This window comes from Thermostichus sp. OS-CIW-29 (assembly GCF_054058195.1).
Genome location: NZ_JBSSAB010000046.1, coordinates 1 through 18,409 on the forward strand (window position 1 = coordinate 1; position 18,409 = coordinate 18,409).

At 58.2% G+C, this 18,409-nt stretch carries 15 protein-coding genes; 11 read left to right on the plus strand and 4 right to left on the minus strand.

Going from position 1 to position 18,409, the window contains the following annotated elements; translation table 11 throughout:
• Window positions 1–223: 223 nt before the first annotated feature.
• Window positions 224–1,303 carry a VOC family protein gene (locus ACVWZJ_RS12940; RefSeq protein WP_457396314.1) on the minus strand — a complete coding sequence of 360 codons (1,080 nt, stop codon included), beginning with the start codon at window positions 1,301–1,303 and terminating at the stop codon, window positions 224–226.
• A 426-nt stretch (window positions 1,304–1,729) separates the two neighbouring features.
• On the opposite strand from ACVWZJ_RS12940, the gene pflB reads away from it, so the two are divergent.
• The 10 genes from pflB to cysW all read left to right on the plus strand — a co-directional run bounded on the left by pflB (window position 1,730) and on the right by cysW (window position 15,652).
• The gene (gene pflB / locus ACVWZJ_RS12945) at window positions 1,730–4,036 is read left to right on the plus strand and encodes a formate C-acetyltransferase (protein WP_457396316.1); all 2,307 of its coding nucleotides are present in this window, start codon (window positions 1,730–1,732) and stop codon (window positions 4,034–4,036) included.
• An 81-nt stretch (window positions 4,037–4,117) separates the two neighbouring features.
• A complete protein-coding gene (locus tag ACVWZJ_RS12950; RefSeq protein WP_011431911.1) occupies window positions 4,118–4,528 on the plus strand; it encodes a pentapeptide repeat-containing protein in 411 nt (136 codons plus the stop codon).
• A 225-nt stretch (window positions 4,529–4,753) separates the two neighbouring features.
• On the plus strand, window positions 4,754–5,503 hold the full coding sequence (gene pflA / locus ACVWZJ_RS12955) for a pyruvate formate-lyase-activating protein (protein ID WP_011431910.1): 750 nt from the start codon (window positions 4,754–4,756) through the stop codon (window positions 5,501–5,503).
• Between the two features lie 182 nt (window positions 5,504–5,685).
• Window positions 5,686–6,096, plus strand: a complete 411-nt coding sequence (locus tag ACVWZJ_RS12960) for an OsmC family protein (protein WP_011431909.1) — start codon at window positions 5,686–5,688, stop codon at window positions 6,094–6,096.
• Between the two features lie 92 nt (window positions 6,097–6,188).
• A complete protein-coding gene (gene adhE / locus ACVWZJ_RS12965; RefSeq protein WP_011431908.1) occupies window positions 6,189–8,819 on the plus strand; it encodes a bifunctional acetaldehyde-CoA/alcohol dehydrogenase in 2,631 nt (876 codons plus the stop codon).
• 10 nt (window positions 8,820–8,829) lie between these two features.
• Window positions 8,830–11,616: a bifunctional acetate--CoA ligase family protein/GNAT family N-acetyltransferase gene (locus ACVWZJ_RS12970; RefSeq protein WP_457396318.1), complete on the plus strand. Its 2,787-nt coding sequence runs from the start codon at window positions 8,830–8,832 to the stop codon at window positions 11,614–11,616.
• A 141-nt stretch (window positions 11,617–11,757) separates the two neighbouring features.
• Window positions 11,758–12,798 carry a sulfate ABC transporter substrate-binding protein gene (locus tag ACVWZJ_RS12975; RefSeq protein ID WP_457396320.1) on the plus strand — a complete coding sequence of 347 codons (1,041 nt, stop codon included), beginning with the start codon at window positions 11,758–11,760 and terminating at the stop codon, window positions 12,796–12,798.
• Between the two features lie 174 nt (window positions 12,799–12,972).
• A complete protein-coding gene (locus ACVWZJ_RS12980; RefSeq protein ID WP_011431905.1) occupies window positions 12,973–14,016 on the plus strand; it encodes a sulfate/molybdate ABC transporter ATP-binding protein in 1,044 nt (347 codons plus the stop codon).
• Window positions 14,017–14,022: 6 nt separating this feature from the next.
• Entirely contained in the window at window positions 14,023–14,835 is an 813-nt protein-coding gene (gene cysT / locus ACVWZJ_RS12985; RefSeq protein ID WP_011431904.1) for a sulfate ABC transporter permease subunit CysT, read from the plus strand.
• Window positions 14,825–15,652, plus strand: a complete 828-nt coding sequence (gene cysW, locus ACVWZJ_RS12990; RefSeq protein WP_011431903.1) for a sulfate ABC transporter permease subunit CysW — start codon at window positions 14,825–14,827, stop codon at window positions 15,650–15,652. Before cysT ends, cysW begins: the two co-directional genes overlap by 11 nt.
• Before the next feature lie 14 nt (window positions 15,653–15,666).
• Here cysW and msrA read toward each other — a convergent pair whose 3' ends face one another.
• Entirely contained in the window at window positions 15,667–16,335 is a 669-nt protein-coding gene (gene msrA / locus ACVWZJ_RS12995) for a peptide-methionine (S)-S-oxide reductase MsrA (RefSeq protein WP_011431902.1), read from the minus strand.
• 81 nt (window positions 16,336–16,416) lie between these two features.
• Window positions 16,417–17,349, minus strand: coding sequence for an ABC transporter permease (locus tag ACVWZJ_RS13000; RefSeq protein ID WP_011431901.1), 933 nt, complete (start codon window positions 17,347–17,349; stop codon window positions 16,417–16,419).
• Between the two features lie 292 nt (window positions 17,350–17,641).
• Between ACVWZJ_RS13000 and ACVWZJ_RS13005 the strand changes: the two genes are divergently transcribed.
• The gene (locus ACVWZJ_RS13005) at window positions 17,642–18,103 is read left to right on the plus strand and encodes a sigma-70 family RNA polymerase sigma factor (protein WP_011431900.1); all 462 of its coding nucleotides are present in this window, start codon (window positions 17,642–17,644) and stop codon (window positions 18,101–18,103) included.
• Here the strand turns inward: ACVWZJ_RS13005 and ACVWZJ_RS13010 are convergent.
• Window positions 18,058–18,409 (minus strand): zinc ribbon domain-containing protein (locus ACVWZJ_RS13010; protein WP_457396322.1); only part of this gene is annotated, 352 nt, incomplete at its 5' end. The two genes, ACVWZJ_RS13005 and ACVWZJ_RS13010, sit on opposite strands and share 46 nt — an antisense overlap.

Sequence of the window (18,409 nt, forward strand, 5' to 3'; positions counted from 1 at the left end):
TGGATCGAACTGCACGGGCGGTCGGAAGCAGGAACCCGCCGAGACGACTGCGCAAGGAGCCATCCATGCGTAGCGTGGTAGGAATCTCCGGCCTTCAGGCCGGGGAGGATGTCAACGCCTTCCGCATACCCGAATATCGGCTGGAAACTCAGGGGCAATCAATCGTGTTGATTAACTGGAGACATTCCCCTGGTGCTCCCACTGGATCCCTAGAACAAGGGTGTTAGCAGACCAGGGCTTGCTGCCGTTGTCGCTGTTGGCGTTCTAGAGCTTCAAACAGGGCTTGAAAGTTGGCTTCGCCAAAGCCTGTGGCTCCACCCAATCGTTGGATGACCTCGAAAAAAAACGTGGGCCGACCAAACAGAGGCTGAGTGAAGGTTTGCAACAACAGGGGGGGGTGTGGGGAATCAGAAGCAGGCAAGGTGGCATCCAAAAGGAGCTGCTGCTCCACCAAGTCGTGCCAGGAGATGGCGGGGGGCAACCCACCAGAACGGAGTATTGCTCCAGAAGCCAGCTCCCTTGCCAGGTTTGTGTAGTACTCCGGTGGCACCTGCAGAAAGTTTACGCCTCCCTGTCGCAGCCGGCGCACACTGGCGAAGACATCTGAGCTGTGCAACGCCGCATGTTGCAGGCCAGGGCCATGATGGGCATCCAAAAACTCCTGGATCTGGGAAGCGGCACAGGTGGGCTCGTTGATGGCCAACTGGATCCCGGCTTCAGGATCTCCCACCACCACACTTTCTAGGCCAGAGGTGTTGGTGCGGATGCTATAGCGATACAGAGACCGCCAACCCAGCACCTGCTCATACCAATCCGCCGCTGCCTGCAGGGATCCCTGCTCCACGTTCAATACCAGGTGATCCCAGTGGGAAAACAGGTTCTCCTCAGCAGGGGCTGAATCGGGGATCCCTGAGCCGGGGAGCAAAGAATGCCGAAGTCCATAGGGGGTGCGCAGGCGCAGAGTGGGGCCGCCTTCCTCTTCTGCCGGGATCCACTCCACTTGGGCTCCTCGCCTCTGCAAAAGCTCTGCCAAGCCCAACAGCCCTTGCTCCTCCACCGCCAAGGCCACATCCACCACCCCAGGCGAATGTTGCTGCAAATAGCGATCCACCTCATCCCCGGCGTGAGCCGGCTGAGATAGGCGCAAGCGCAGGGATCCCTGACGCAGACAGAGGGTACTGCCGAGCTGTCCTTCCATTCGGAAGCCCCAAACTTGACAAAAGTGTTCCTGCCAACGGGGCAGATCCCAAAGATAGAAGTGCAGGTGATGGATCCCTTGGACGATTCGATTGGACTGGTTCATAGAGCAAGGCACTGCTAAGGCAAAGGCCGAGTATCCTGACGTTCTCACGGCAACAGACGACCTGGGCCGTCCTACCTCAGCATAGGCCCGCCATTTGCCGATGGAAAAGCGTAAAACAACGTTAAGAAGATATTAAAACAGCATTAAAAAATAGGATGAAAATAAGATTAAAAAATCACGCAACCGAAAATATCCCAGAGCGCAAGGGACTAAAATTAAATCAGGCGAGGTGTATTTAGAACGCCTAAAAAAGAAACAGAAGAGTTGCTAAAAGCCCTTCGTAGGATCCCTATAAGCCTTGCAGAGATCTACTTGCAGAGATCTATTGGTTCTTTAGCTCTCTTTTAGAGCCTGCGTGGGGCAAAGGCCGGGGTGCTGCCTCGCCCTGTCGATAGATTATCAGGCGTAATAGCCGGGAGGATTGTTATGGTTGCCAGTGTGCAGCGTTCTGTAGCATCACCTACAGAATTGAAGGCGGAACCAAGGACGGGATCCAACGCAGCCGGTCAAAAAGTTTTGAGCGATTTTGCAACGGGAGCCTGGCAGCGCTCCATCGACGTCAGAGACTTTATTCAGCGCAATTACACCCCCTACACCGGTGATGAAACCTTCTTAGCTGCAGCCACCGAGCGCACCCAGCGGCTGTGGGCCAAGGTCAAGGATTTGATGGCTCTGGAGCGAGAGCGAGGGATCCTGGACGCCGATACTGCCGTTCCCTCTACCATCACCAGCCACGCCCCTGGCTATATCGACCCAGAGCTGGAACAAATTGTGGGGCTGCAGACGGACAAACCCCTGAAGCGGGCCATCATGCCCTTTGGCGGCATCCGCGTGGTGGAGTCTTCCCTCAAAGCCTATGGCTACGAGCTGGATCCCCGCACCAAGGAAATTTTTACCCAGTACCGCAAAACCCACAACGACGGCGTTTTTGATGCTTACACCGAAGAGATGCGCCGCTGCCGCCGCTCCGGGATCATCACCGGCCTGCCCGATGCCTACGGTCGGGGTCGCATCATTGGGGACTACCGGCGGGTGGCCCTCTACGGGGTGGATCGGCTCATCGAAGACAAGCAGGCCCAAAAAGCCAGTCTAGACCTGGACACGATGGACGAAGAGACCATCCGCCTGCGGGAGGAGCTCTCCGAGCAGATTAAGGCCCTACAAGAGCTGAAAGAGATGGGATCCCGCTACGGGTTTGACCTGGGCCGTCCGGCAGCCAACGCCCGCGAAGCCATCCAATGGCTGTACCTGGCCTACCTGGCAGCCGTCAAGGAGCAAAACGGGGCGGCCATGTCCTTGGGGCGGGTGTCCACCTTCCTGGACATCTACATCGAGCGGGATCTGCAGGCCGGGATCCTCACCGAGGAAGAGGCCCAGGAGCTCATTGACCACTTTGTTATGAAGCTGCGCATGGTCAGGTTTTTGCGCACGCCCGAGTACAACGAGCTATTCAGCGGGGATCCCACCTGGGTTACCGAGTGCATCGGCGGCATGGGCCTGGATGGGCGGCCTTTGGTTACCAAAACCAGCTTCCGCATGCTGCATACCCTCTACAACCTTGGCCCAGCGCCCGAGCCCAACTTGACCGTGCTCTGGTCGGAGCGGCTGCCGGAAGCCTTCAAGCGCTACTGCGCCAAGGTCTCCATTGAAACCAGCTCCATCCAGTACGAAAACGACGACTTGATGCGCCCCTACTGGGGGGATGACTACGGCATCGCCTGCTGTGTGTCGGCCATGCGCATCGGCAAGCAAATGCAGTTCTTTGGGGCGCGGGTGAACTTGGCCAAGTGCCTGCTCTATGCCATCAACGGCGGTCGGGATGAGATCTCCGGCGAGCAGGTGGCTCCTGCTTTCGCCCCCATCACCGCCGATGTCCTGGACTACGACGAGGTGTGGCCGCGCATGGCGCAGATGATGGCCTGGCTGGCCAAAACCTACGTCAACACCATGAACATCATCCACTACATGCACGACAAGTACTGCTACGAGCGCCTGGAGATGGCCCTGCACGACCGGGACGTGCTGCGCACCATGGCCTTTGGGTTGGCCGGCCTGTCGGTAACAGCCGACTCCCTATCCGCCATCAAATACGCGCGGGTACGGGCCATCCGGGATGAGCGGGGCCTAGTGGTGGATTACGCGGTGGAGGGCGACTTCCCCAAATACGGCAACAACGACGACCGAGTTGACTCCATTGCGGTGCAACTGGTGCAGACCTTCATGGCCGAGCTGCGCAAGCACAAGACCTACCGCAATGCCATCCCCACCCAGTCCATCCTCACCATCACCTCCAACGTGGTCTACGGCAAGAAAACCGGCAATACTCCCGATGGGCGGCGAGCGGGCGAGCCCTTTGCCCCAGGGGCCAACCCCATGCACGGCCGGGACACCAAGGGGGCGGTGGCGTCGCTGGCTTCGGTGGCCAAGCTGCCCTACGACGACGCTCTGGATGGGATCTCCAACACCTTCTCGATTGTGCCGGCGGCCCTAGGTCGCACAGCGGAGGAGCGGGTTGCCAATCTAGTGGGGCTGCTGGATGGCTACATGCGGGATGGCGGTTTCCACCTCAACGTCAATGTTCTCAACCGCGAGACCCTGCTGCATGCCATGGAGCACCCGGAGCTCTACCCACAGCTCACCATCCGGGTTTCCGGCTATGCGGTGAACTTCATCAAGCTCACCCGCGAGCAGCAACTGGATGTCATTAACCGCACGTTCCATCAACACTGCTAAAAGACCAGCCTGGGGATCCCTGAAGTCCGCCCATACCGGGGTCGATGGAAGGGATCCCCCATCGATAACCGAGGAGGCCCGATGATCATGACTGTTTGTAGCGCTGCGGATCTGGTCAGCCAGTATGCCTCAGGACGGCGCGATTTTCGGGAGATCGATTTGCAGGGGGCTGAGCTGCAGGGGATCCATTTGGCTGGCGCCGATCTCAGCTATGCCGATTTCAGTGGGGCCAACTTGGCGGGGGCTAATTTGCGGGGGTGCGATCTCAGTTTTGCCGACTTCAGCGGAGCTAACCTATCGGAAGCCGATTTGCGGGGATGTCTCCTCTTTGGCAGCAATTTCCGAGGGGCGCTCTTAGAAGGAGCCTTGTTGGATCACGCAGATTTCGATGCCTATACCCATTTCCCGAAGGATTTCGATCCCAAGGCCCACCGCCTGCACGGCATCACGGTGGATACCTCCGTGCCTAGCCCACACGACCCATCGGTCTGAGCTGGGTGGGATCCCCAAGCTGCCCTTTCGGCTTTTTATCCCCCTTTCTCCCTTCCAGCCAGGATAGCAGCGGTCTAGCTAAAAGACCCTAGGGATCTAAAAAAATCTAGTCCCAACCTAATCCAAAGAGAAATGGAAACTGTGTTCTATTTAACCTGAGTTAGCAATCTGGAAGAAAACCTCAAGATTGATTGATATTTTGCAAAAGTCATCCAGGATAAAAGTATGGATACCGTTATGAACCCCCTGACACCAATTGCTGGGCGCATTCACTCGGTGGAAACCTGTGGCACCGTCGATGGGCCAGGAATCCGCTTCGTAATTTTTACACAGGGTTGTCCACTTCGCTGTTTGTATTGCCACAACCCCGACTGTCGGGATCCGCAGGCGGGACAGCTTGTTACGGTTGAGTCTTTGATTGCCGAGATCCAACGTTACAAGAATTACTTGCGAGGGGGGGGAGTTACGGCTACCGGGGGAGAGCCTTTAATGCAACCCACCTTTGTAGCTGAGATCTTCCGTCGCTGTCATGAGTTGGGCTTGCACACGGCTTTGGATACTTCTGGCTATGGGCAACTGGAAGCAGCCAAGCCTGTGTTGGAGCATACAGATTTGGTGTTGCTGGATATCAAGTCTTATCTGCCGGAGCTGTATCGAAAGGTTACCGGCGTTTCGCTAGAACCCACTCTTAATCTGGCCCGCTATTTAGACCAGATCCACAAGCCTACCTGGATTCGTTTTGTGCTGGTTCCCGGCTTGACGGATCCCGAGGAAAACATTAAGGGTCTGGCCGAGTTTGTGGCCACCTTATCCAACGTGGAGCGAGTGGAAGTTTTGCCCTTTCACAAGATGGGGGAATACAAATGGCAGCAATTGGGATTGCCTTACACCCTTGCCGATGTCGATCCACCCACACCCGAACAGGTGAATCATGCATTACAAATCTTTCGGGATCAAGGACTGGTGGCTATTTGACAATTCTGCAGTTGCGGCTTGGGTCAGCATAGCCAGGTCACGCTTAGATCCGAAGTGATTCACAGTTAATCTCTGCACCGTCTCCAGATTGGCCCTGAGCTGACTGGAATCCAAGTTGATCCTCAGGCTAACTTTACGGACTCTATGTGAACTGAAGAATACCCCAAGAGGAGGGATCCCCAATGGAAGTTTGCGTCACCTACCGCGATGGTGTTCAGTTCCAAGCGGAAAGCCGAGGGCACCGCATTCTCAGCGATCAGCCTTTGGACAACCACGGTCGAGATCAGGGAATGACGCCGCCGGAATGGTTTTTGGCTTCTCTGGGTGCCTGTGTTGGTTTTTATGCCGTCAAATATCTGGAAGCGCGACAGTTGGATCCTAGTGGACTAGAGGTGGTGGTCACGGCGGAGAAAGTTGAGCATCCGGCTCGCCTAGACAACATTCGCATCCAAGTCAAAATCGGGATCCCGCTGGACGAAAGGCATCAAAAGGGTCTGGAAAAAACAGTTGATGCCTGCATCATTCACAATACGCTTACCCATCCCCCCACCCTGACCACCGAAATCCAAGTTCCTGCTCCTGTTGGCGCCTAGATTGCCATTCGGGTTATTCGACTATTTCCAACTATCCGATTGTCAATTGTTCCTATCGTCTAAGTCTTGATGAGTTTTGGAGGGATCCACCGATGCCAGTAACCAATCTAGCCGAGCTGGAAACCTTGATCCAGCAGGTGAAGGCTGCCCAAGCTGAATATGCAACTTTCACCCAAGAACAGGTAGACCGGATTTTTCACAAAGCCGCTCTGGCTGCCAACAACGAACGGATCCCGTTGGCCAAGCTGGCGGTACAGGAAACCGGCATGGGTATTGTGGAGGACAAGGTGATCAAAAATCACTTTGCCTCGGAATACATTTACAACAAATACAAACACGAGAAAACCTGCGGGGTTATCGAGCGGGATGAGAGCTTTGGCTACGAGCGCATTGCTGAACCGGTGGGTCTTTTGGCAGGTATTGTGCCGGTAACCAACCCCACGTCAACGACCATTTTCAAGGCTCTGATCACCCTCAAAACCCGCAACGGCATTATCTTTTCCCCTCATCCCCGCGCCAAAAAATGTACTATTGCCGCAGCCAAAGTGGTTAAGGAAGCCGCCGAGGCAGCGGGTGCTCCCGTGGGGCTCATTGGCTGGATCGATGAGCCCACCATCGAGCTGTCCCAGGCTTTGATGCAGCATCCTGAGGTGAAGCTGATCTTGGCTACCGGCGGGCCTGGCATGGTTAAAGCGGCCTACTCTTCGGGCCACCCGTCTTTGGGGGTGGGAGCGGGCAATACCCCGGCAGTGATCGATGCCAGTGCCGATATTCCCATGGCTGTCAGCTCGATTTTGTTGAGCAAGACCTTCGACAACGGCATGATCTGTGCCTCAGAACAGGCAGTGGTGGTGGTGGATGCCATCTACGAGCAGGTCAAGGCCGAGTTCGGCCATCGGGGGGCCTACATTTTGGATCCGGAACAAATCGAAGCCGTGCGCCGCATCCTTCTCAAAGACGGTCGCCTCAATCCGGCCATTGTGGGCCAGTCGGTGCAGACCATCGCTGCCCTGGCCGGTATCCAGGTACCCGAAGGCACCAAACTGCTGATTGGGGAAGTGGAGAAGGTGGGGCCGGAGGAGCCCTTCTCCTACGAAAAATTGGCCCCTGTTCTGGCCCTCTACCGCGCCAACGATTTCCACAGCGCCGTAGATGTTGCTGTCCAACTGGTCAATTTCGGCGGGCGGGGACACACCTCTGTTTTGTACACAGATCCCGCCAATCGGGACGATATTGCCTACTTTGAAAATGCCCTGCAAACCGGTCGAGTCTTGATCAACACTCCCTCTTCACAAGGGGCCATTGGGGATCTCTACAACTTCAAGCTAGATCCCTCTCTGACTTTGGGCTGTGGCACTTGGGGAGGCAATTCGATCTCCGAGAATGTGGGGCCGCGCCACCTGCTCAACATTAAAACGGTAACCCAACGTCGGGAAAACATGCTCTGGTTTCGGATCCCGCCCAAGGTTTACTTCAAGCCCGGATGTCTACCCATTGCTCTGCGGGAATTGGCCGGCAAAAAACGCGCCTTTTTGGTGACCGATAAGCCGCTCTTTGAGTTGGGCATATTGCATCCCATCACCCAGGTTTTGGATGAGATTCGCGTGAGCTGGGATGTGTACCACGATGTAGAGCCGGATCCCACCCTCAGCAACGTCAATCGCGGTCTGGAGCAGTTGCGCCAGTTTCAACCGGATGTGATCATCGCGGTCGGTGGGGGATCCCCGATGGATGCGGCCAAGGTGATGTGGCTGATGTACGAGCAGCCCCAGGTGGAGTTTGAAGGCTTGGCGATGCGCTTTATGGACATCCGCAAGCGGGTTTACGAGCTGCCCCCACTGGGACAAAAAGCTCAGCTCATCTGCATCCCCACCACTTCCGGCACGGGATCCGAGGTGACGCCCTTTGCCGTAGTGACCGATGACCGGGTGGGGATCAAATACCCCCTGGCGGACTACGCCCTCACCCCCACCATGGCCATTGTGGATCCGGATCTCACCTTAAAGATGCCCAAGAAGCTAACGGCTTACGGCGGCATCGATGCCCTCACCCATGCTCTGGAAGCCTATGTGTCGGTGATGGCCAGCGACTTTACCGATGGGCTTGCCCTGCAGGCCATCAAGCTCCTGATGACCTACCTGCCGCGGGCCTACGAGAAGGGCGCCGAGGATCCCGAAGCGCGGGAAAAAGTCCACTACGCCGCCACCATTGCCGGCATGGCCTTTGCCAACGCCTTTTTGGGGGTGTGCCACTCCCTGGCCCACAAGCTGGGATCCACCTTCCATCTGCCCCACGGCCTGGCCAATGCCCTGATGATTACCCACGTCATCCGCTACAACGCCACCGACGCCCCCTTCAAGCAGGCCATTTTTCCCCAATACCGCTATCCCAACGCCAAACACCGCTACGCGGAAATTGCCGATTACCTGCAGTTGGGCGGGGCGGATGACGATGAAAAGGTCATGCGCCTGATTGAGGCCATCGAAGAACTCAAGCGGAAACTGGGGATCCCGGCCACCATTCGCGAGGCCCTGGGGGAGAAAGAGCGGGAGTTTTACGACCGTCTGGAGGCGATGGCGGAGCAAGCCTTTGACGACCAATGCACCGGCGCCAACCCCCGCTATCCCCTCATTCAAGACATGAAGGAGCTGTACGTTTTGGCCTATCGGGGCTGCCGGGTGGATTCTGCCCTCTACCACCAGCCGGAACCAGTGTTGGCCTAAGGAGTAGGGTATGTGGCAACGACTGGATCCCAGTGTGGATATCTGGAGGGCCCGATCCCATCCCCTGAATCCCATTTTTCTGCCCCGTTCGGTGGCGGTGGTGGGGGCCACGGAGCGGGAGGGCAGCGTGGGGCGGACGGTGTTGTGGAACCTCATTAGCCACCCCTTTGGCGGCACGGTTTACCCGGTCAATCCCAAGCGGCACCAGGTGTTGGGGATCCGGGCCTACGAGCGGCTGTCCGCTCTGCCGGAGCCGGTGGATCTGGCCATTATCGCCATTCCGGCAGCGGGGGTGCCCAAGGTGGTGCAGGAGTGCGTAGAAGCCGGGGTCAAGGGCGCCATTGTTCTTTCAGCAGGCTTCAAGGAAACGGGCCCTGCTGGCTGGGAGCTGGAGAAGCAAATTCAGCAGACTATCCAATCGCGTCAGCGGGACGGAGTCCTTAGGAAGCTGCGCTTGATTGGCCCCAACTGCCTGGGGATCCAAAACCCCCACACGGGCTTAAACGCCACCTTTGCTGCCCAGATGGCCCGGCCCGGCAATGTGGGCTTCATCAGCCAAAGTGGGGCCCTGTGCACCTCGATCCTGGACTGGAGCCTGCAGGAAAATGTGGGCTTCAGCGCCTTTATCTCTCTGGGATCGATGCTGGATGTGGGCTGGGGAGACTTAATCGACTACTTGGGCGAGGATCCCCATACCCACAGCATTGTCTTGTACATGGAATCCATCGGGGATGCCCGCTCTTTTCTGTCCGCGGCCCGAGAGGTGGCCCTGAGCAAGCCCATCATTGTCATCAAGGCGGGGCGCACCCAGGCGGCAGCCCAAGCAGCCGCTTCCCACACGGGCTCCCTCACCGGCAGCGACGCAGTGTTGGATGCGGCCTTCCGCCGTTGCGGCGTGCTGCGGGTGGATCACATTGAAGATCTCTTCGACCTGGCGGAGGTGCTGGCCAAACAGCCCCGTCCTCAGGGCCCTCACCTGACCATCCTCACCAATGCCGGCGGGCCAGGGGTGCTGGCCACCGATGCCCTCATTCGCGCCGGGGGATCCCTGGCCCAGCTCTCCCCCCAAACCCTGGAGCAGCTTGAGCGGATCTTGCCCCCCCACTGGAGCCACGGCAATCCCATTGACATTTTGGGGGATGCCGATCCGGAGCGCTTTGCCCAAGTTTTGGAAGTGGTGTTGCAAGATCCGGGCAGCCAGGGCTGTCTGGTCATCCTCACCCCCCAAGCCATGACGGATCCCACGGCCACTGCCGAGAAAGTGGTGGAGACCTGGCGGCGCAGTGGATCCCGGCAGCCTATCCTGGCCAGTTGGATGGGGGGAGCTGGCGTGGATGCGGGCGAGCACATCCTCAACCAAGCCGGGATCCCCACCTACCGCTACCCGGATCAAGCGGCGCGGGTGTTCGGCTATTTGTGGCGATTTAGCTACAACCTCAAGGCCCTCTACGAGACCCCCACTCTGCCCCCTTCAACAGCGGTAGAGCGCGACAAGGTGCAGCAAACCTTTAGCCAAGCTCGGCGGGAAGGTCGAACGCTTCTAACCGAGGCGGAGTCCAAAGAGATCCTGGCCGCCTACGGGATCCCGGTGGTGCCGACGCGGGTGGCTGAGAGTCCCGAAGCGGCGGTGGAAGCTGCCGAGGCCATGGGTTACCCGGTGGTGGTGAAACTCTACTCCCACACCCTCACCCACAAAACCGATGTGGGCGGCGTGCAGCTCAACCTGCCCGATGCTGAGGCGGTGCGCCGGGCCTTCGGGCAAATCCTCCGCAACGTCAGCGAGAAAGCGGGGCCGGAGCACTTCCAGGGGGTCACGGTGCAGCCGATGGTGGACACGGATGGCTATGAGCTGATCCTGGGGAGCAGCCAGGATCCCCAATTTGGGCCGGTGTTGCTGTTTGGCAGTGGCGGACAACTGGTGGAGGTGTTTCAAGATCGCTCCATCGGCCTTCCCCCCCTCAACACCACCTTGGCGCGGCGCCTGATGGAAAACACCCTCATCTACAAGGCCCTCAGGGGGGTACGCGGACGCCCAGCTGTCGATCTGGAGGCCCTGGAACAGCTCTTGGTGCGCTTTAGCCAACTGGTGGCCGAGCAGCGGGAGATTAAAGAGATCGACATCAATCCGCTGCTGGCTTCCAGCGAGGGCCTGCTGGCTTTGGATGCCCGCGTCATTTTGCGAACCGAGCAGGATCCCCAGGTGCCCTTGGCCATCCGCCCCTATCCCACCCAGTACATCTGGAGCTTCCGGGACGGCATCACCATTCGCCCCATTCGCCCTGAAGACGAGCCTTTGGTGATCGATTTTCACCGCCACGTCTCCGATTACAGCGTCTATCTGCGCTACTTCCACCCGATCAAATACAGCGCCCGTATCGCCCATGAGCGCCTCACCCGCATTTGCTTTAACGACTACGACCGCGAGATCGCCCTGGTGGCCGAAAAACAGGAGCCAGAGGCCAATCGCGCCAGCAAGACGGAGTCCTTAATCCTCGGCATCAGCCGCCTCTCCAGAAAACATGGCTTTCCCCAAGAAGCAGAGTTTGCCATGCTGGTGGCGGATCCCTACCAACGGCAAGGGATTGGCACAGAGCTGTTGACCCGCCTCATTCAGGTGGCCCGCTGCGAAGGGATCCAGCGCCTCACCGGCGAGGTTCTTGGCGAAAACGAGGCCATGCGCCGCCTGTGTCAGCGGCTGGGGTTTCAGTTGCGCCCTTCTCCAGAGGATCCTGGCATTCTCAAGGCCACGCTGGATCTCGCTGTCGATGCGGCGATCCCCACCCCCTGTCCTGCCTAGGGATCCTTAAATAAAAACGGTTTGCCGACCGGCTTACCGTAGAATAGGAACAAGGGCCTGCTCCTTCCGCCTACAGCAAGCGGAGCCCCTCTGTCGGAGAGAGGCTGGGGGCGAGGGCGGCCCGAGGTTTTGAGGACGGCTATGGAGGTTACAAAGACAGGCGGGATCCAGAGGCTGCTGGCGAGCGGGGGACGGTGGCTGGGGATGGGATCCCTGCTGCTCTGCCTTCTGCTTGGCCTTGGCGGCTGTGGCCGAGGGGGGGGATTGCAGGGGGAAGTCAGGATCCTCCTCGCTTCTTTTGCGGTGACGCGGGATGCCTACCGGCAGATCATCCCTGCTTTTGAGGCCGATTGGCTGGCGAAAACGGGGCAACGGGTGCGCGTAGAAAGCAGCTACGGTGGCTCAGCAACGCAATCGCGGGCGGTCATCGACGGGCTGGATGCCGATGTGGTGGCCTTGGCCCTGGCTTTGGATGTGGAGCGCCTCGTGGCTGCGGGTCTCATCCAGCCGGGATGGGAAGCCCGTACCCCCAACCAAGGGATCGTCACCCGCTCGGTGGCAGTAATTGTAACGCGGGAGGGCAACCCCCAGGGGATCCGCTCTTGGCCGGATCTGGCTCGGCCCGGCTTGCAGGTGGTTACCGCCAACCCCAAGACCTCAGGGGGCGCCCGCTGGAACTTTTTAGCCCTCTGGAGCGCTGTCCCTGAACCTCAGGCCCTGGCCTTCACCACCCAGGTCTACAAAAATGTCCGCATTTTGCCGCGGGACTCGCGGGAGGCCACCGATGTTTTTTTCCAAAAAGGGCAAGGGGATGCCCTGATTACCTACGAACATGAGGTGATCCTGGCGGGCTTGCGCGGCCAATCCCTGTCCTATGTGGTGCCCGACCCCAACATTTCCATCGACAACCCCGTAGCCGTGGTGGATGCCAATGTGGATCGCAAAGGTACCCGTGCCGTGGCCGAAGCCTTTGTGGACTACCTATTCACCCCAGAAGCGCAGCGGGCCTTTGCCGAGGTGGGCTTTCGCCCGGTGGAGCCGACGGTGGCCCAAGAGTTTGCCTGGCGGTACCCTCCTGTTGAGAAGCGGGTTACCGTCGCCGACCTGGGAGGCTGGGAGGTTGTCCAAAGCCGCTTTTTTGCCGATGGGGCCTTGTTTGACCGCATCCAAGCTCAGTTGTAGGGAGTCTCCCTTGTTTTGGATCCCCGTTCAAGTTATCTTGGGAGCTATATCAACGGTTTGTTGACAGGTTTACCGTAGATTAGCCGCGGGTTTAACTTCCCTCGCCCTCTCCAGAAGACTCAGCCGGCAACCATCCAGCAACTTCTCAGGCAAACCACTAGCTAGGCAGAACCTATGGGTATCACCATCGAAGGGGTATCGAAGCGTTTTGGCGAGTTTCAGGCCCTTCACCCCACCGATCTCACCATTCCCACGGGATCCCTGGTTGCCCTCTTGGGGCCATCCGGTTCTGGCAAATCCACCCTGCTGCGCCTGATTGCCGGCCTAGAAAAGCCGGATACGGGGCGGATTTCCCTCACCGGGCGGGATGCTACCCATGCCAGCGTCCAGGAGCGCAACATTGGTTTTGTTTTTCAGCACTACGCCCTGTTCAAGCACATGACGGTGCGGCAGAACATCGCCTTTGGCTTGGAGATCCGCAAGGCTTCACGGGCCGAGATTCGGGCACGGGTGGATGAGCTGCTGGAGCTGGTGCAGCTATCGGGGTTCGGGGATCGCTACCCCTCTCAACTCTCTGGGGGGCAGCGGCAGCGGGTGGCCCTAGCCCGCGCTTTGGCGGTGGAGCCGCAGGTGTTGCTGTTGGATGAGCCCTTTGGGGCCCTGGATGCCAAAGTCCGCAAAGAGCTGCGCAAGTGGTTGCGGCGCCTGCACGATGAGGTGCATGTGACAACGGTATTTGTAACCCATGATCAAGAGGAAGCCATGGAGGTGGCGGATCAGATCGTGGTGATGAACCAGGGGCGGATCGAACAGGTGGGATCCCCGGCAGAAATCTATGACCATCCAGCTACACCCTTTGTGATGAGCTTTGTCGGCCCGGTCAACGAGCTTTCTCCCCGCTCCCAACTCTTTTGCCAGCTTCCCGAGGTGCAGGCCGGCCCGCATCAGCTTTTTTTGCGCCCCCACGATGTGCAGATTGAGGTCAACCCCGGCAGCAGTGGTGTTTCTGCCCGCGTTAAGGAGATCATCCACCTGGGTCGGGAGATTCAGGCGGAGCTGATTCTTAGCGATGGCGGATCCCTGTGGGCCCATCTCAGCCGCGAGCAATATGCCAACCAACCCCTGCAGGTGGGGCAGCAGGTCTATGTGCGCCCCAAGGTGGTGAAAGCCTTTCCCGTCAAAAAAACCGAGATGACCGCAATGCCGGTGGGAGCTTGAGAAACGTTGCTGCAAGCTTTGTCTCAACTGTCTTGGCCGTGGCGGCTGACCCTGGGCTATCTCTTCTTGATGTTGATTCTGCCGCTGGCTGCCTTGATTGCCAAGTCCAGCAGCGTGGGCTGGGCGGAGTTTTGGCGGATCGCGACGGATCCCGTGGCCCTCTCCGCCTATGAAGTTACTTTTGTAACCGCGTTGCTGGCGGCTCTGATCAACGGCGTGATGGGCACCCTGACTGCCTGGGTGCTGGTGCGCTACGCCTTCCCCGGCAAAAAGCTTCTCGAGGGGTTGATCGATCTGCCGTTTGCTTTGCCCACCGCCGTGGCCGGCCTCACCCTGGCAACGGTTTACAGCAGCAACGGCTGGATTGGATCCCTTTTGGCCCCCTTGGGGATCCGCATCTCCTTTACCCGCTTGGGGGTGGGGGTGGCGATGCTGTTTATTTCTTTTCCCTTTGTGGTGCGGACGGTGCAGCCGGTGTTGCAGGAGCTGGAGAAAGATGTGGAAGAGGCAGCCTGGAGTTTGGGGGCTTCCCGCTTTCAGACCTTCCGGCGCGTGGTGCTGCCCCAGATTCTGCCGGCAGTGCTCACCGGGGTGGCCCTGGGGTTTTCCCGCGCCGTGGGGGAATACGGCTCTGTGGTGATCATCGCTTCCAGCATTCCCTTTCGGGACTTGATCGCGGCGGTGCTGGTGATTCAGCGGCTGGAACAACACGACTATGCTGGGGCAACCGTGATCGGAACGGTGATGTTGGGGATCTCTTTCCTGTCGCTGGTGGTAATTAACCTTCTGCAAGCCTGGGGAAGTCGCCATGAAACCTGACGAGGTAGCAGGTGTCAAACCGAAGCCCTCAACATGGCTGTCGGGCCTGTTGATCGGGATCGTCGGGCTTTACATCGCGCTGCTGCTCGGGATCCCGGTGGTGAACATCTTCTATCAGGCGTTTCGAGAAGGGATCCCAGCCTTTCTCCATCGCCTGACAGAGCGGGAGTTGCTCAGTGCCCTGCGATTGACGGTGCTAACCGCCCTGGTCGTTGTGCCCCTCAATACCTTTTTCGGCCTCTGTGCTGCCTTGGCCATTGCTCATCGGCGTTTTCCGGGGCGGGCGCTGCTGCTGAGCCTGATCGATCTGCCCTTTTCCATTTCCCCGGTGGTGGCTGGCCTAATGCTGGTGCTCATCTTCGGGCGTCAGGGTTGGCTGGGATCCTGGAGGGTTATCTTTGCATTTCCGGGCATTGTGTTGGCAACGGCTTTCATCACCCTTCCTTTTGTGGCGCGGGAAGTGTTGCCGGTGTTGGAGGAGGCAGGCACCGACCAGGAAGAAGCCGCCAAAACGCTGGGGGCGACCCCCTGGCAGATCTTCTGGAGAATCACCCTGCCCAACATCCGCTGGGGCCTTCTGTACGGCGTCATCTTGACCAATGCCCGCGCCATGGGGGAGTTCGGCGCTGTGGCTGTGGTTTCCGGCAACATCATTGGCCGCACCCAGACCTTGCCCCTGTTCGTGGAAGATGCCTACCGCAGTTATGCCACCGGCTCAGCCTATGCGGCGGCGGTGGTGCTCTCCTTGCTGGCGGTGGTAACCCTAGTGGCTAGGGAGTTCCTTGAGCGGGGATCCCATTCCCGCCGAGTCTTTTGACGGTTGGGTTGGGGCTAGGCAGGCTCGGTGAGGATCTCTGGCAGACAAACCCTAGTGCCCCGCAGGCCGCAGTAGCCGCGCGGATTCTTGGCCAGATATTGCTGGTGGTAGTCTTCGGCGTAGTAAAACTCAGGCGCGTCTAAGATCTCGGTGGTGATCTGGCCGTAGCCGTGGGCGGTCAGGGCCTGCTGATAGAGATCGCGGGTTTTTTCCGCCAGCTCCCGCTGCGCCGGAGAATACACATAGATGCCGGAGCGGTATTGGGTGCCCACATCATTGCCTTGGCGCATCCCCTGGGTAGGGTCGTGATTTTCCCAAAACACCTTCAGCAGTTGGGCATAGCTGACCTGAGCTGGGTCGTAAACCACCCGCACCACCTCGTTGTGGCCAGTCAGGCCAGTACAGACCTCTTCATAGGTGGGGTTGGGGGTAAACCCGCCAGCGTAGCCCACCGCTGTGCTGAACACCCCTGGCACCTGCCAAAACTTGCGCTCTGCCCCCCAGAAGCAGCCCATGCCGAACATGGCCAGCTCCATGCCCTCGGGAAAAGGCGGCTGCAGCGGATGGCCATTGACAAAATGCCGATTCACGATCACCATCGGCTCGGCCCGGCCCGGCAAGGCTTCTTCCGGTTTGGGCAGGGACAGTTTCTTGCCAAGTTTGCCAAAGCCAAAGAGCACCATAGGGACAGCCCGATACATTCGTTAACACTTACCAGCCTAGCTCAGTTGGCTCCTCATGTGTTGGAAAAATCCTTGATCGGGTCAGCTCACCGATTCAAAAGCCCCCAGCCGCTTGGCCACTAGCAGATAGACGGTCATGATCCCCATCGGCACAACCGTGAAGGCTGCCGCCGAGGGAATGTTGCCAGAGGTGCCCTGAAAGGCGAGAACTGCCTGCCCGATGAAATAGCTGGAATTGCCCAGAGAATAAGGCACCACAAAATCTCCTAGCGTTAAGGAAAAGGTAAAGACCGACCCGGCCAGGATCCCTGGCAAGGCGAGGGGAAGAGTAACATGGCGGAACGTTTGCCAACCCTGAGCTCCCAAATCTGCAGAAGCCTCAATTAAGCTATCAGGCACTCGCTCCAAAGCCGCCTGGATCGGCAGAATCATATAGGGCAGCCAAACATAGAGAAACACCAAGAAAATACCCAAGTTGGATACAGCCAGCGATGGCCCACCGATCCCGGGCAACTGCAAAATCTTTTCCACCCAGCCCTGTAGGCCCACATGGGTGAGTAGATAGGTAAGGATCCCTTCTTTGGCCAGGATCAACTTCCAGGCATAAACCCGAATCAAATAACTAGACCAAAGCGGTAGGAGCACCAACAAGTACAAAAAGTCCTTCCAGCGAGGAGAGGCCAGTCTGACCATGGTATAAGCCAGAGGAAAAGCCAACACAATTGCAGCTAGGGTCACTGCCAAAGCCATAGTCAAGCTGCGGACAAAGATATCCACGCTGGCAGGAGTGAGCAGCTCCCGATAGGTGGCCAAAGTCAACTTTCTCAGGATCAGGCCGGTAAAGGGATCCAGATGATAAAAACTTTGCAGCAGCAGCGCCAGCAGCGGCCCCAAGTAAAAGACCAGTAACCAAATGAGAGGTGGCCCCAACAGAATGGCAAGGATGAGCGTCGGGTGATGATAGAGGAATCCAAACAGATCGGGTTTATCGGTTATCTGAGTTGTTTTGGCCATGGCCAGGCAGGCATGAAGATCAGCTTTTCATTCCCTCTTTTTGGTGTTATTGGAATTGTAGGTCGACGAGCCAATAGAATTCAACAGAATTGGGATTGAGAAAGTGCGAACAGGCAAGAGGGATTGGCTTGTCTACACCTGCCGGCGGGTATCCTTTGAGGGAAAACGGCAATCAGAAGATGCCGGTATCTTGGCGGGAAGTGGAGGGCCATCGTAGACAGGGATCCTTTGAACCTTTTGGGGGCATTGGGAGTCAGACAAAGCAAGGTTGAGAACAAGGGAGCGTCCTCTCGTGCAGGCGGCAAAGGATACATCCGATTGGGAGCTGATCCAGCGCTGCCTCAACGGCGACAGCCAGAGCTTTCGCCAACTCTACCGCAAATACCAGCAGTCGGTACGGAATATCCTCTATCCCTTGTGTGGAGCCGATCTTTTGGATGACCTGGTACAGGAAGTGTTTATTCGTGCCTGGAAAGGGTTGCCTCGGTTTCGCGGCTCGGCCCAGTTTTCCACTTGGCTGTATCGCATCTGCTGGAATGTGGCCTCAGATCAGCGACGGCGCTGCGCCCGGCAACACTCCCAAACCCAAAACCTGGCCCTCGGATCGGATATCGCTCACCCTGGCCCCGACCTGATGCACTTGCACTACCAACAGGCTCTACAGCAAAGCATGGCTCAGCTCAGCCCCGAACACAGAATGGTTGTAAACTACCCGACCCTGACTGCTTCGCAGTACAGGGCGGGCTTTCGGTAGCCCTGCAGTTGGCAAGCCAACCACGAACCTCTAGGCTGGTTCACAGCAGCCCCCAAAAGCGCAATCACATTCGCACCATTCAAATCCGCATCCCCTTCCCATCCACAGTGCCCACACTTGAACGACTTGCCACTGCGGTAGGACTTGCCCTGCTCAGGGTGGATGTGTAAACACTTGTGACAGGTCTGCGACGTGTAAGCAGGCGGCACAAGAATCAGAGAAACCCCTGCAGCCCTCGCCTTGTATTCCAGAAACTGACGTAGTTGGTAGAACGCCCAACTGTTGGCCCTGCGCCGCTCGGCTTTG

What these genes read in the sequence shown, in the direction of transcription:
- ACVWZJ_RS12940 (WP_457396314.1), bottom strand. Translation starts at nt 1,303, where the DNA reads ATGAACCAGTCCAATCGAATCGTCCAAGGGATCCATCACCTGCACTTC.
- pflB (WP_457396316.1), top strand. Translation starts at nt 1,730, where the DNA reads ATGGTTGCCAGTGTGCAGCGTTCTGTAGCATCACCTACAGAATTGAAG.
- ACVWZJ_RS12950 (WP_011431911.1), top strand. Translation starts at nt 4,118, where the DNA reads ATGATCATGACTGTTTGTAGCGCTGCGGATCTGGTCAGCCAGTATGCC.
- pflA (WP_011431910.1), top strand. Translation starts at nt 4,754, where the DNA reads ATGGATACCGTTATGAACCCCCTGACACCAATTGCTGGGCGCATTCAC.
- ACVWZJ_RS12960 (WP_011431909.1), top strand. Translation starts at nt 5,686, where the DNA reads ATGGAAGTTTGCGTCACCTACCGCGATGGTGTTCAGTTCCAAGCGGAA.
- adhE (WP_011431908.1), top strand. Translation starts at nt 6,189, where the DNA reads ATGCCAGTAACCAATCTAGCCGAGCTGGAAACCTTGATCCAGCAGGTG.
- ACVWZJ_RS12970 (WP_457396318.1), top strand. Translation starts at nt 8,830, where the DNA reads ATGTGGCAACGACTGGATCCCAGTGTGGATATCTGGAGGGCCCGATCC.
- ACVWZJ_RS12975 (WP_457396320.1), top strand. Translation starts at nt 11,758, where the DNA reads ATGGAGGTTACAAAGACAGGCGGGATCCAGAGGCTGCTGGCGAGCGGG.
- ACVWZJ_RS12980 (WP_011431905.1), top strand. Translation starts at nt 12,973, where the DNA reads ATGGGTATCACCATCGAAGGGGTATCGAAGCGTTTTGGCGAGTTTCAG.
- cysW (WP_011431903.1), top strand. Translation starts at nt 14,825, where the DNA reads ATGAAACCTGACGAGGTAGCAGGTGTCAAACCGAAGCCCTCAACATGG.
- msrA (WP_011431902.1), bottom strand. Translation starts at nt 16,335, where the DNA reads ATGGTGCTCTTTGGCTTTGGCAAACTTGGCAAGAAACTGTCCCTGCCC.
- ACVWZJ_RS13000 (WP_011431901.1), bottom strand. Translation starts at nt 17,349, where the DNA reads ATGGCCAAAACAACTCAGATAACCGATAAACCCGATCTGTTTGGATTC.